Origin of the sequence: Rhodococcus sp. USK10 (assembly GCF_019378875.1) — a bacterium.
GTDB classification, from domain to species: Bacteria; Actinomycetota; Actinomycetes; order Mycobacteriales; family Mycobacteriaceae; genus Rhodococcus_F; species Rhodococcus_F pseudokoreensis.
This window is the reverse complement of the sequence record NZ_CP076048.1, coordinates 1,887,088-1,899,375: the sequence shown is the minus strand read 5'-3', so window position 1 is coordinate 1,899,375 and position 12,288 is coordinate 1,887,088. Positions and strand designations below refer to the sequence as shown.

The 12,288-nt window shown below is 67.7% G+C and carries 12 protein-coding genes; 9 read left to right on the top strand and 3 right to left on the bottom strand.

Features of this window, described 5'->3' with window-relative positions:
- Positions 1-47 precede the first annotated feature (47 nt).
- Both I1A62_RS15785 and I1A62_RS15780 read left to right on the top strand, forming a co-directional pair.
- Positions 48-1,616, top strand: a complete 1,569-nt coding sequence (locus I1A62_RS15785) for an APC family permease (protein ID WP_219459106.1) — start codon at positions 48-50, stop codon at positions 1,614-1,616.
- Complete coding sequence (locus I1A62_RS15780; protein WP_219459105.1) at positions 1,613-3,235, top strand: GMC family oxidoreductase; 1,623 nt, start codon at positions 1,613-1,615, stop codon at positions 3,233-3,235. The genes I1A62_RS15785 and I1A62_RS15780 overlap by 4 nt, the downstream gene beginning before the upstream one ends.
- On the opposite strand, the gene I1A62_RS15775 is transcribed toward I1A62_RS15780, so the two are convergent.
- Positions 3,216-4,319: a S9 family peptidase gene (locus I1A62_RS15775; RefSeq protein ID WP_219459104.1), complete on the bottom strand. Its 1,104-nt coding sequence runs from the start codon at positions 4,317-4,319 to the stop codon at positions 3,216-3,218. The two genes, I1A62_RS15780 and I1A62_RS15775, sit on opposite strands and share 20 nt — an antisense overlap.
- A gap of 101 nt (positions 4,320-4,420) precedes the next feature.
- Between I1A62_RS15775 and I1A62_RS15770 the strand changes: the two genes are divergently transcribed.
- The 3 genes from I1A62_RS15770 to I1A62_RS15760 all read left to right on the top strand — a co-directional run bounded on the left by I1A62_RS15770 (position 4,421) and on the right by I1A62_RS15760 (position 7,110).
- Complete coding sequence (locus I1A62_RS15770; RefSeq protein WP_219459103.1) at positions 4,421-5,293, top strand: LLM class F420-dependent oxidoreductase; 873 nt, start codon at positions 4,421-4,423, stop codon at positions 5,291-5,293.
- A gap of 191 nt (positions 5,294-5,484) precedes the next feature.
- Positions 5,485-6,573 (top strand): DUF2207 domain-containing protein, encoded by a 1,089-nt coding sequence (locus I1A62_RS15765; RefSeq protein ID WP_219459102.1) that lies wholly within the window; start codon positions 5,485-5,487, stop codon positions 6,571-6,573.
- Positions 6,574-6,591: 18 nt separating this feature from the next.
- On the top strand, positions 6,592-7,110 hold the full coding sequence (locus I1A62_RS15760; RefSeq protein ID WP_219459101.1) for a hypothetical protein: 519 nt from the start codon (positions 6,592-6,594) through the stop codon (positions 7,108-7,110).
- Between the two features lie 39 nt (positions 7,111-7,149).
- Here I1A62_RS15760 and I1A62_RS15755 read toward each other — a convergent pair whose 3' ends face one another.
- Positions 7,150-7,695, bottom strand: coding sequence for a dihydrofolate reductase family protein (locus I1A62_RS15755; RefSeq protein WP_219459100.1), 546 nt, complete (start codon positions 7,693-7,695; stop codon positions 7,150-7,152).
- 257 nt (positions 7,696-7,952) lie between these two features.
- Here I1A62_RS15755 and I1A62_RS15750 point away from each other — a divergent pair, with 257 nt between their 5' ends.
- The 4 genes from I1A62_RS15750 to I1A62_RS15735 all read left to right on the top strand — a co-directional run bounded on the left by I1A62_RS15750 (position 7,953) and on the right by I1A62_RS15735 (position 11,832).
- On the top strand, positions 7,953-8,792 hold the full coding sequence (locus I1A62_RS15750; protein WP_374710776.1) for an NmrA/HSCARG family protein: 840 nt from the start codon (positions 7,953-7,955) through the stop codon (positions 8,790-8,792).
- 106 nt (positions 8,793-8,898) lie between these two features.
- Positions 8,899-9,753 (top strand): tryptophan 2,3-dioxygenase, encoded by an 855-nt coding sequence (locus I1A62_RS15745; RefSeq protein ID WP_219459098.1) that lies wholly within the window; start codon positions 8,899-8,901, stop codon positions 9,751-9,753.
- Complete coding sequence (locus I1A62_RS15740) at positions 9,750-10,985, top strand: kynureninase (protein ID WP_219459097.1); 1,236 nt, start codon at positions 9,750-9,752, stop codon at positions 10,983-10,985. The genes I1A62_RS15745 and I1A62_RS15740 overlap by 4 nt, the downstream gene beginning before the upstream one ends.
- A complete protein-coding gene (locus tag I1A62_RS15735) occupies positions 10,969-11,832 on the top strand; it encodes a PaaX family transcriptional regulator C-terminal domain-containing protein (protein ID WP_219459096.1) in 864 nt (287 codons plus the stop codon). Before I1A62_RS15740 ends, I1A62_RS15735 begins: the two co-directional genes overlap by 17 nt.
- A gap of 5 nt (positions 11,833-11,837) precedes the next feature.
- Here I1A62_RS15735 and I1A62_RS15730 read toward each other — a convergent pair whose 3' ends face one another.
- Positions 11,838-12,287 (bottom strand): flavodoxin domain-containing protein, encoded by a 450-nt coding sequence (locus I1A62_RS15730; RefSeq protein WP_072944048.1) that lies wholly within the window; start codon positions 12,285-12,287, stop codon positions 11,838-11,840.
- Position 12,288 lies beyond the last annotated feature (1 nt).

The following is a 12,288-nucleotide window of genomic DNA, read 5'->3' as shown; positions in this document are numbered from 1 at the left end:
GGCAGGGCGCGCGAGCAGACCCCATCGACTTCTCAGGAAGTGATCGAATGACCAGACCCGACAACACGGCCGGCGATCAGGACAGTGGACTCGACGATTTCGGATACAAGGAGTCCCTGGATCGCAGTATCGGCAAGTTCGCGAGTTTTGCCGCGGGCGTCAGTTACATTTCCATCCTGACCGGCACTTTCCAATTGTTCTACTTCGGTTTCGGCACTGCAGGCCCCGCATACCTGTGGTCGTGGCCGCTGGTGTTTCTCGGCCAGCTCGCGGTGGCACTGTGCTTCATGGAGCTGGCTGCCAAGTATCCGATCGCCGGTTCCGTGTACAACTGGGCGAAAACGCTCGGCAGCAGAGTGGTGGGGTGGTCGGCGGGCTGGCTGATGCTCACCGCGTCGATCGTCACCCTGTCGGCCGTTGTGCTGGCGCTGCAGCTCAATCTGCCGCGGCTGTGGAGCGGCTTCCAGATCGTCGGCGACGGTACCGGGGAACACGACTTCGCCACCAACGCCGTCATTCTCGGGACCGTGATGATCGGCTTCACCACCGTTGTCAACGCGCTCGGTGTCCGTCTGATGGCGATGATCAACAGCGCCGGGGTGTTCATCGAACTCATTGCCGCGGTGCTGATCGCGATCATCCTCGCCGCCAACGCGACCCGCGGCCCGCAGGTGTTCTTCTCCACCCACGGCTACGGCGCCGGTGAAAGTGGAGGCTATCTCGGTGCGTTCCTGGTGGCCACTCTCGCGTCGGGCTACGTGATGTACGGCTTCGACACCGCGAGCTCGCTGGGCGAGGAGACGGTGGAACCGCGCCGCACCGCCCCCAAGGCGATCCTCCGGGCGATCCTCGCCTCGTTCGTGATCGGCGGCGCGATCCTCGTGTTCGCCGTGATGGCGGCACCCGACCTGGACGATCCGAAGATCGGCGCATCCGACGGCAGCCTGCAGTACATCGTGGAGCAGGTGATGTGGGGCCCGCTGGGCACCATCTTCCTGATCTGCATCGTGATCGCCGTGACGGTGTGCTCGCTGGCGGTGCACACCGCAGCCATCCGGCTGACCTTCGCCATGGCCCGCGACAACGCACTCCCGTTCGGGGAGCGGCTCGCCCGCGTTCACCCGAAGACACGGACACCCGTCGTGCCCGCGGTGACGATCGGAGTGGTGGCCGCGCTGATCCTGGTGGTCAACATCGGCCAACCGCACATCTTCACCGTGCTGACCTCGATCGCGATCATCATGATCTACCTCGCGTACCTGATGGTGACCGGCCCGATGCTGAAGCGGAGGCTGCGCGGTCAGTGGCCGCCGCGGGACCTGAAGGAGGGCGGTTACTTCACGATGGGCAGGTGGGGGCTGCCCGTCAACATCGTCGCTGTGGTGTGGGGAATTGGCATGGCCGTCAACCTCGCCTGGCCGCGCGAAGCCGTCTACGGGGAGCCTTGGTACAACACGTGGGGCGCCTTCGTCTACATCGGCGTCATCCTCGGGCTCGGACTGCTGTGGTACCTCACCACCGGCAGGCACCACATCGGAACGTTGACGTCACACTCCGCGGCCGCCGCACCGGCCGCACCGCAATCCGAACCGATCGACAAGGAGCTTGCTCGATGACCGAAAGTGAACTGCGGAGCACTGCACTGGAATTCGACTATGTGATCGCGGGTGGCGGCAGTGCGGGTTGCGTCCTCGCAGCCCGCCTGAGCGAGGACCCGTCGGTGACGGTGTGCCTGCTGGAGGCGGGACCGTCGGACGTCGGGGACCGGGCCATCCTCGAGTTGTCGCAGTGGATGCACCTGCTGGACTCTGGATACGACTGGGACTATCCGGTCGAGCCGCAGGAGCGGGGCAACAGTTTCATGCGGCACGCCCGGGCCAAGGTCCTCGGCGGGTGCTCGTCTCACAATTCGTGTATTGCGTTCTGGCCGCCGGCCGAGGTGCTCGACGACTGGGAGGCGATGGGTGCGTCGGGGTGGGGTGCGCGCGACATCCTGCCGTACGTCGGCCGGCTGGAGAACAACGACGCCCCCGGCGACGGCCACGGTCGCAGTGGTCCGGTGCGGTTGCGCGACGTCCCACCGAACGATCCGTGCGGCCACGCGGTCCTCGACGCCGCCGCCGCGGTCGGGCTGCCGACCGTCGCGTTCAACCGCGGCGGAACGGTGCTCAACGGGGCCGGGTGGTTCCAGATCAACGCGTCCGAGGACGGCACCCGGATGTCGTCGTCGCACGCCTACCTGCACCCGATTCTCGGCACCCGCCCCAACCTGGAGGTCCGGACCGGCTGCTGGGTCCGTGAGATCCTGTTCGACGAGCAGCAGACGGCGACGGGCGTGCGCTACCAGCGCCCCGACCTCACCGGGTACGACACGGTGTCGGCGCGACGGGAGGTGATCGTCACCGCCGGTGCCATCGACACCCCGAAACTGCTGATGCTCTCGGGTATCGGACCGGCGGAGCATCTCGCGGAGTTCGGCATTCCGGTCCGCGTCGATTCGCCCGGGGTCGGAGCCAACCTCGACGACCACGTCGAGGGTCTGGTGTTCTGGGAGGCGTCCCGGCCGATGGTCACCGAGTCGACGCAGTGGTGGGAGATCGGCCTGTTCGCCACCACCGAGACGGGGCTGAACCATCCGGACCTGATGATGCACTACGGGAGCGTCCCGTTCGACATGAACACCCTCCGGTGGGGCTACCCCACCACCGACAACGGATTCTGCCTGACACCCAACGTCACTCAGGGCCGCTCCCGGGGCACGGTGCGGCTGCGCTCGCGCGACTTCCGCGACCGCGCGAAGGTCGATCCCCGGTACTTCACCGACAGCGACGGTCACGACGACCGGGTGATGCTGTCCGGGGTGAAACTGGCCCGCACGATCGCCGAGCAGAAGGCGCTGCGTGGGTGGATCGCCCGTGAACTGGCGCCGGGACCGGATGCGGTGACCGACGACGAGATCCTCGACTACATCCACAAGACCCACAACACGGTGTATCACCCGGCGGGCACGGCCCGCATGGGCGGTGTCGACGATCCGATGGCGGTGCTCGATCCGGAACTGCGGGTCAAGGGGGTGCGGGGACTGCGGGTGGTGGACGCGTCCGCGATGCCGAAACTGCCGCACGTCAACCCGAACATCACGGTCATGACGATGGCCGAGCGCTGCGCGGACCTGCTGCGCGGTCGCGTGGGGGCCGGGCTACAGCCGGCGGTGTCTACGCTGTCCGAGGTCTGATCCGGGCATCGACCGCCCCGGCGATCCTTCGCCAGATCTCGCTCGCGGGATCGATGACAGCGAAGTGATCGCCGGGGCCCTCGATCAGGGTGACGTCGGCGTGGGTCTCCGCTGCGGTCGCGTGGTATTCCCTGCTCATCTCCACCAGGTCCGGCTCGTCGTCCACGGCGCACGCGACGAGTTGCGGGACACCGAGCGGCAGCCGATGGAGCGGTGACGACCGCTCGTACGTCGCCCGGTCTTCGGCCCAGCGGCCGCCGACGGCGTGCGCGACCGCGCCCTCGCCGAGCCGGCGTTCGTCGGCGAGTCGCAGATTCAGCACCCCGGCGAGGCTGACCGCCAGCGCGGGACGTATCGCCGCCCGGTCGGCGACGGCGTCGGCGGCGGCGCGCAGGGCGAGCTGACCGCCGGCCGAGTGGCCGAGGATCACGACGCGTCCCGGATCAACCTCCGGGACGGACCCGGCGGCCTGCAGGGCGGCGGCGACGTCGGACGTCATCGCTGCCCATCGGTCGTCGGCGCCGCGCCGGTACTCGACGTTCCACGTCACGTACCCGCGGGCCGTCAGGTCCACCGCCAGACCGTCCATCAGGTCGAACTCCCAACGGGGACGCCAATATCCGCCGTGGATCAGCACGGCGACGGGGAACGGTCCGGTGCCGTCCGGGACCCGTAGTTCGGCGCGCTGATCGGGGTCGTCGCCGTAGCGAACGATCGTCCCGGAGTGAAAGCGGTGGTGGTACCAGCTGTCGACGGCGAAGCGGAGTCCGTCGAGTCCCCGCCCGCGGATGTGGGCCCGGATGCCGTCGGAGCGATCCGGCTCGCACTCCCCGAAATCGACGCGGATCGCCCCACAGGCCGGTGCGGTGAACGACGCTCCGGCGCCGGGCACGACGACGAACTCGCCCCGGACCGTCGCCGCCCGCACGGCGAGCTGCAGATCCGCGGTATCCGCGGCGAACGTCAGCTCGCCGGTGAGGCCGCGCGCATCGAGCGCCCGGCCGAGGAGTTCCGCGGCGGTTCCCCTGTGCGCGACGGTCCCGGGTGCGAAGACGACGTCGAGTCGGCGAGCGGATTCGGTCACCGGGTCACCGTACGTATCAGTGAGGACATCTGGCGAGGGCACGGTGGGTGGTACTGACGATCCCTGGGTAGCGAGCGGCAACAGGTTTACCGTGGAGAGCTATGGAACTTGGACTGCACATCGCCGACTTCACCTTTCCCGCCGGACCGTCGATCCTCTCGGACGACCTGCGTCGCATTGCCGTCACCGCCGAGGGCGCGGGTTTCTCCAAGCTCAGCGTCATGGACCACCTCTGGCAGATCGAACCGGTCGGACCGATCGACACCGAGATGCTCGAGGCGTACACCACCCTCGGATTCCTCGCCGCCGTCACCGAGAAGGTGGACCTGCTGGCCTGGGTCACCGCCACCGTCTATCGCGAGCCGGGCCTTCTCGCCAAGGCCGTGAGCACGCTCGACGTCCTGTCCAAGGGGCGCGCGTACCTCGGAATCGGCGCCGCCTGGAACGAGGACGAGAGTGTCGGGCTCGGCCTCCACTTCCCGCCGACGGCCGAACGCTTCGAGCGACTCGAGGAGACACTGCAGATCTGCCTGCAGATGTGGAGCGAGAACGACGGACCGTTCGAGGGAAAGCACTACCAGCTCGGCCGCACCATGAACGTGCCGCAGCCGCTACGGCGCCCACACCCGCCCATCCTCATCGGCGGCGGGGGCGAGAAGAAGACGCTTCGGATGGTCGCGCAGTACGCACAGGCCTGCAATTTGTTCGGTGGACCCGAGGTCGCCCACAAGCTGGACGTGCTGAGGGATCATTGCAGCGCACTCGGTACCGACTACGACGCCATCGAGAAGACCGTGATGTTCCCGCTCGACCCGGGTGCGGGCGGACAGAATGTGGACACCTTGCTCGGTCAGCTCGAGGACCTGTCGAAGCTCGGCATAACCCACGTTCACGGATGGGTGCCGCAGGTCGCGTCGATCACGCCCCTCGAGATCCTGGGCGAACGCGTCGTTCCGGTGATCGCGGACTGGTGAATCGCGTTCGCCGTCACCGACCGGACGGAGGTGTCGACGCAACACGCCGTGCGTGGGAGCGTCGTCCCCGATGGGGTGAGGATTCGTGCACCTCGAGGTGGCGTTGGTAGTCCCTGTGTCGTCTGGTTGCCGGGGGTGCGGGTGCCGAGGATTGCGGTATCAGCGAATATTCCCGGCGACGAGGTAGGCGAATGTACGACAACGGCGATGAGTACCAGCCCGATTCCGGTGAGGAGGTCCGCGGCGTGGCGCGGGGTCGCGCGTCGGATGCGGCGAGGATGCGCGTTGCCGCTGTCGTACTCCTCGGCGTCTCGGCGTGCACAGGACTGCTGTTTCCCCTGGTGTGGGGGCCGACGTCGAATGCGCGTGGGCTCGCGGCGATCGTCGGCGACTCGTTCGGGCTCGCCGCGGGCGCTGTGGCGCTGTCGGTCGTCGCGTGGGGCGCGGGTCGGCTGTGGTCGCGAAGTGCCCGCGAGAAGCTCCCCGAGCCGCCGGTGCGGTACGGACCCGTGCCCGGTCTCGGGCCTGCGCAGACCGAATTCGTCGTGCGGAAGTGGATCGGCGACAGCGCGCCGACGGCGACACTGCTGCACCTGGCCGAGCAGTCGGTGGTCCGGCTGACCTTGGTCGACGACGGCCTGTGGCAGATCGAGGGGATCGGCACCCCACAACGGTGGAGGCGGATCGACGCCATTTCGCGGGTGTTGGCCGATCACCTCGGAATCCGTTCGCCGGGTGGGGTGTTCGTTGCCGACGGCTCGCCGACATCCGGCTACGCGGTCAGAGAGGGCATGCGCGCGATGTCCGACGAATGCCGGTCGTGGGCGGCGCGGGACGATCTGCTCGTGCCCTCGGTCAGGACGTGGATCGGGCGGGCGATGGCGTGCCTGTGCACGGTCCTCGCCGCGCTCGGATTCCTCGGCGTACTCGGTCCCACGATCCTCGGTGTTCCGTTCGTCGCGTTCGTCATCGGCGCCCTCGGCGTGTTCGCTGCGGGAACAGGTCTTCGGCACACGCCGACGGGACGGCACGTGTGGGCGGGCGCCGCCGGGTTCGAACGCGTGCTGTCGGGCCGGTCGACGACGATCGGGTCCGCCGCGGTCCGTGAGTGCTTCCTCGCTGCCGTCCCCTACGCCTTCGCGTTCGGTGTTGCCGACCGGTGGTCGGCGCAGTACCGCCGCGTGACCGGACGGGCCGCCCCGCACCCCGACTGGTACCCGTCGACCGCGTTGTACGACGACGAAGCAGGCCTTCAGTGGGCGGCGAAGCCGCATAATTGAGGGTGCGAGGTGAGACCGGTGCGACAGACACCCTGGTTGGCGGCGACGGCATTCGTCGGGGCGGTTGCTGTCCTGCTCGCAGTCCACACCGGCGGCGGTGCGTCGAGCGAACCCGAAAGGGAAGCGACGCGCATGCTCGATCCCGCGGGGCCGGTCCTCTTCGTCACTCCGCCGAGCGGGCAGCCGGGCGACCGCATCCAGTACCACGCGACGAATCTTCCGACGTGCGGTGGGCCGTGGTCAGTGGAGTTCGGAGATCGTGTCCTGGGCGAGACCCGTCAGGTCGGGAGCGTCGCGGACTTCCGCGCGACGGTGCCGAACCGCGGCGTCCGCGGTTTCCAGGTGGCCGGTCTGCGGTGCGGGCCGCTCCCGTCGATGGTGGTGCAGACGACGTTCGAGGTACTCCCCGTGACACGCTCGTCGGAGCCGACCACCACTTTGTTGCTGCCGCCACCACCAGAGCTGCCGACGCGGACGAAGAGACCGACACCGACGACGACCACCACGATCACAGTTCCTGCTGACGCGGAGCGGTAGGTGCCAGGTGGCGCCAGTCGACCGGACTCGGTGGAGTCCTCAGACGGTGTAGTGCAGCAGGGAGACGCCGTTCTGGAAGCCGCGGGCCTCGACCAGCTGTAGCCTCGGCGTCTCGTACCCGTCGGGGAACAGCCGTCGTCCCCGACCCTGGACGACGGGGTATACGAACAGCCGGTACTCGTCGACCAGGCCGGACTCGATCAGGGCATGGGTCAACGTGATGCTGCCCGTGACGATGATGTCGCGGCCCTCCTGCCCCTTCAGGGCCCGCACCTGGGCGATCCAATCGCCCGTGAGCACGGTCGAGTTCTCCCATTCGGGGTCGGACATGGTGGAGGAGACGACGTACTTCTGAATCTGGTTCAGCTCATCGGTGATCCCGGTCTGGTCGTCGGTTTGTCGGGGCCAGTAACTGCGGAAGTCCTCGAACGTCTGCCGACCCAGCAACATTGCGTCCGCGCGCTCGGACTGCCGGTTGGTCGCCTCCAGCAACTGCGGATCCTGGTCCGATGGGTCGAACCAGTCGCCGAGCATCTCGATCGAGCCGTCGAGGGTGATGTTCTGGGTAATCGCGAGTGTTCTCATATGAGTACTGACACGACCCAGGCCGCAAAATCATCGCCGGTAGGCCGTGGTCGGCAGCTTCGACGCCGTGTCCTCGTCGGCTGGTGTGAAGGTGGACATCGCGAGCTCCGAACGGTTCAGGTGGGTCACGTGGACTTCAACGACCCGGCAGTGGGGTGCTCGAATGCCTGCTCGGCGCACAGGTTCGGGTCACCAACTCTGTGGCCGCGCGGACCGGGCCTGCGAGTACGCTGGCGCGGTCGAGAAGGAGAGAGGTTGTGCCCATGAGTGAGCCGTACGCAGTCGTCGGAGCGACGGGTGGTCAAGGAGGCGCTGTCGTCGACGCGCTGCTCGAGCGAGGACGTGAGGTCCGAGCGCTCGTCCGTCGAAGCTCCTCTCGCTCAGAGGCGTTGCGCCTGCGAGGCGTCGACATCGCCGTGGCCGAGATCACCGACCGGGCGGCGATCGCGTCTGCGGTCGACGGGTGTGCGGGCGTGTTCGCCATGACAACGCCTTTCGAAGACGGCCCGGAGGCGGAGATCGCTCAGGGCGCCGCGCTCGTCGGCGCGTTCGGTGATTCCGGTGTTCCACACGTGGTGTTCTCTTCGGTGGCCGACGCGGACAAGAGCACCGGGGTGCCACATTTCGAGACGAAGGCCGTGACCGAGGCGTTGCTGCGGGAATCATCGGTGTCGTACACGATCGTCGGGCCGACCTACTTCTACGACAACCTGCTCGGCGGCCTCGACGGCATCCGCCACGGCCGGCTCGACCTGCCTCTGCCCGTCGATACCCCGCTGCAGCAGTTGTCACGCCGGGACCTCGGTCGGTTCGTCGCCCTCGTGTTCGACGATCCGGACCGATTTGCCGGGGCGAGAGTCGACCTGGCTTCGGATGATCCGTCGCCACGTCGAATGGCCGAGGTGCTCGGTGGGGTGCTGGGCACACAGGTACGTGCGCATTCGTCCGACGCGGACGCCATCGCATCGCCGGACATGCGCGCGATGTTCCGCTTCCTCACCGACACGGGGTACGACGCGAACATCGGCGAACTGCGTCGGCTCTACCCCGAGGTGGGCTGGCAGAGCTTCGCCGAGTGGGCGGCCGAGTTGGCCTGAGGTCCGAGGAGCGGGCCAGCGGGTATTCGACAACTGTAGCGGTCGCCACGATTATGTAATATGGAGGTCGGAGCCCGGTACTCGAACACCAGCAGTGAGGACGGCCATGGGCGTGCAGGCCAATACCAGAGCCATCGAGAAAGAGATCGTCACCGATTTCAGCGAGCGGATGAGCTACGGCTCGTACCTGGACCTCGACACCCTGCTGAGCGCGCAGAAACCGGTGAGCAGGCCCGAGCATCACGACGAGCTGCTGTTCATCATCCAGCACCAGACCACCGAACTCTGGCTGAAGCTCGTCCTGCACGAAACCCTCGCGGCCCGGGACGCTTTCGATGCGGACGACATCGGCAGGGCGCTCAAGTGCGTGGCGCGCGTCAAGCACATCCAGAAGACGCTGACCGAGCAGTGGTCGGTGCTGGCCACGCTGACGCCCACCGAGTACTCCGAGTTCCGGCAGTTCCTCGGCAATTCGTCCGGGTTCCAGTCCTATCAGTACCGCGCCGTCGAGTTCGTACTCGGCAACAAGAACGCCGGGATGCTGAAGGTGTTCGAGGCCGATCCTGCCGCCCACGAACTGCTCGACCGGCTGCTCCGCGAGCCGAGTCTGTACGACGCGTTCTGGCAGTGCCTGTCACGGCTCGGGTACGACGTGCCGGCATCCGCGCTGCACCGCGACGTGACCGCCGCCTACAGCCTGAACGACGACCTGATGCCGCTGACCAAGTTCGTGTACGAGAATTCCGAGGAGCACTGGGCCGTCTACGAGGCGTTCGAGGAGTTCGTCGACCTCGAGGAGAACTTTCAGCTGTGGCGCTTCCGCCACATGCGCACGGTGCTGCGGACCATCGGGATGAAGTCCGGAACGGGAGGATCCAGCGGTGTCGGGTTCCTGCAGAAGGCCCTCGAACTGACGTTCTTTCCGGAGCTCCTGGCCGTGCGCACCGAGATCGGGCGATGATGACCGCATCGACGGATGTGCTGGCGGCCCGGGCCGCGGAACTCGACGCCGCGGACCCGCTGCGCTCGTACCGCAACCTGTTCATCGGCGCCGACGACCCGTCAGTGCCCTCATACCTCGATGGGAACTCGCTCGGCAGGCCCACCAAGGCGAGCGCCGAGCGCATCACCGCCTTCGTCACGCAGTCGTGGGGCGGCCGGCTGATCCGCGGGTGGGACGAGGAGTGGTACGAACTGCCGATCACGATCGGCGACACCCTCGCGCGGGTGTCGCTGGGCGCGGCCGCCGGTCAGACCACCATCGGCGACTCGACGACGGTCCTGTTGTACAAACTCGCGCGGGGCGGGCTCGCGTTGCGGCCGGGTCGCACCGAGATCGTCGTGGACCGCGACAACTTTCCGACGGACCGGTACGTGCTCGAATCCATCGCCGGGGAACTCGGGCTCACACTCCGGTGGATCGAATCGGATACCCGGGGCGGCGTCACCGTCGAGGACTTGCAGTCGGTGGTCTCCGAACGCACCGCGCTCGTCGTCCTCAGCCACGTCGCGTACCGCTCGGGCTACCTGGTGGACGCGGCCGGGGCCGCCCGGGTGGTGCACGAGGCGGGCGCGCTCTTGCTCCTCGACCTGTGCCACTCCGTCGGCTCGGTTCCCCTCGACCTCGACGCGTGGGGTGTCGACCTGGCGGTCGGGTGCACGTACAAGTACTTGAACGGCGGACCCGGCTCACCGGCGTTCGCGTACGTCCGGGCCGACCATCAGCAGGACTTCGTGCAGCCGATCTGGGGTTGGATGGGCCGCGAAAACCCGTTCGCGATGGCGCAGGGTTACAAGCCGGCGCCGGGCATCCGGCGCGTGATCAGCGGAACGCCGTCGGTCCTCGGCATGATCGCACTGCAGGACACCCTGGCCCTCCTTGGAGAGGTCGGGATGGACGCCGTGCGGGCCAAGTCGATCGCCCTGACCGAGTACGCACTCGACCTCGTGCGCGAGGTGCTGGTTCCGCTGGGTGTGGAGATCGGATCGCCGGAGAATTCCGCCGAGCGGGGCGGTCACGTCATCATCGACCACCCCCGCTTCGAGGCCGTCGTGCAGCGACTGTGGACGAAGGGCGTCATCCCCGATTTCCGTGCCCCGCAAGGACTGCGCCTCGGGCTGAGCCCGCTGAGCACGAGCTTCCGCGAGGTGTGCGCCGGGATACTCGCGATCCGTGATGAACTCGCCGACTGAACCGGCGAGCGCGATCCTCGACGACTTCGATTCGCGCCCAGGCAGCGCCACGTCGCTGATCCGCACCGTGCTCGGTGCGTACGTGCGCGACGTCGGCGGGTGGGTGGCGATCGCCGATTTCGTGGAAGTGATGCAGGCGGTCGGTATCCCACCCGAGTCGACGCGCATCGCGGTGGCCCGCCTGAAGAAGAAGGGGGTGCTCCGACCGCGCGCCCGCGACGGCCGCAGCGGGTACGAGGTGACCGAGCAGGCCGAGTCGATGTTCACCCGCGGCGATCCGCGGATCTTCGGTTTCCGTCAGATGGCGGACACCGATCCGTGGCGGCTGATCTCGTTCACCATCCCCGAATCGCAGCGGGCGGCGCGGCACCAGTTGCGCAGACGGCTCGGCTGGATCGGGTGCGGAACCGTGTCGCCGGGGCTGTGGATCGCCCCCGAACACCTCGCAACCGAGGTCGGGGACATCGTCGACGCGCTGGGCCTGTCCGAGTACGTGACCACGTTCGTGTCCACGTCGGTGTTCGCCCCCGATTCGATGGGGGACGCGGCGGCCCGGTGGTGGGATCTGGGTGGCATCGCCGCGCGGCACCGCGATTTCCTGGACCACCACCGGGTCGCGCTCTCAGCGCCGGAGGAGGTGTCGCCGCGCGACGCGTTCGTCCGCTTCGTGCCGCTGCTCGACGAATGGCGCATCATCCCGTACATCGACCCGGGCCTGCCGGGCGCAATGCTGCCCGCGGACTGGCCCGGCGCCGACAGCGTTCACCTGTTCGCCTCGGCGCGGGACCGCTACCTCGCCGGGAGCCGCGACTGGGTGCGGAGCGTGCAGTCGCGGCTCCCGGTCTGAGGGTGTCAGCCCAGGAATTCCTCGCCGATGTTCTTGGCCCACTCCTCGGCCTGATCCTTCGGGCGGACGGAGCTGGAGCCGTCGTGCCTGCCGTGTTCGCCGACCTGGACCGCGCCGAGGGAGATCAGCTTCTCGGCCATGATCTCGCCGCCGCGGTTGTACGTCTCCTCGTACACCTTGTCGCCGAGACCGAACAGCGCGAACTGCATGCCGGTGAGGTCGGGTTCGTCCTCCTCGAGCCCTTCGAAGAAGGGTTCCGCGCCGGTGGGCAGCTCGCCCTCACCGTACGTGGAGCACACGATGACGTGGAAGTTCTCGGGGTCGAGATCGCCCGCATCGAATTCCATCATGTCGTACAGGGACGTGTCGCCGTAGTCGCCGAGCACGTCGGCGATGTTGTCGGCCACCAGTTCGGAGGTCCCGCCCTCGCTACCGTACAGAATCACCACTGCCATT

Excerpts from the sequence above, each read along its gene's own strand:
- I1A62_RS15785 (WP_219459106.1), top strand. The coding sequence starts at position 48 with ATGACCAGACCCGACAACACGGCCGGCGATCAGGACAGTGGACTCGAC.
- I1A62_RS15780 (WP_219459105.1), top strand. The coding sequence starts at position 1,613 with ATGACCGAAAGTGAACTGCGGAGCACTGCACTGGAATTCGACTATGTG.
- I1A62_RS15770 (WP_219459103.1), top strand. The coding sequence starts at position 4,421 with ATGGAACTTGGACTGCACATCGCCGACTTCACCTTTCCCGCCGGACCG.
- I1A62_RS15765 (WP_219459102.1), top strand. The coding sequence starts at position 5,485 with ATGTACGACAACGGCGATGAGTACCAGCCCGATTCCGGTGAGGAGGTC.
- I1A62_RS15755 (WP_219459100.1), bottom strand. The coding sequence starts at position 7,695 with ATGAGAACACTCGCGATTACCCAGAACATCACCCTCGACGGCTCGATC.
- I1A62_RS15745 (WP_219459098.1), top strand. The coding sequence starts at position 8,899 with ATGGGCGTGCAGGCCAATACCAGAGCCATCGAGAAAGAGATCGTCACC.
- I1A62_RS15740 (WP_219459097.1), top strand. The coding sequence starts at position 9,750 with ATGATGACCGCATCGACGGATGTGCTGGCGGCCCGGGCCGCGGAACTC.
- I1A62_RS15735 (WP_219459096.1), top strand. The coding sequence starts at position 10,969 with ATGAACTCGCCGACTGAACCGGCGAGCGCGATCCTCGACGACTTCGAT.
- I1A62_RS15730 (WP_072944048.1), bottom strand. The coding sequence starts at position 12,287 with ATGGCAGTGGTGATTCTGTACGGTAGCGAGGGCGGGACCTCCGAACTG.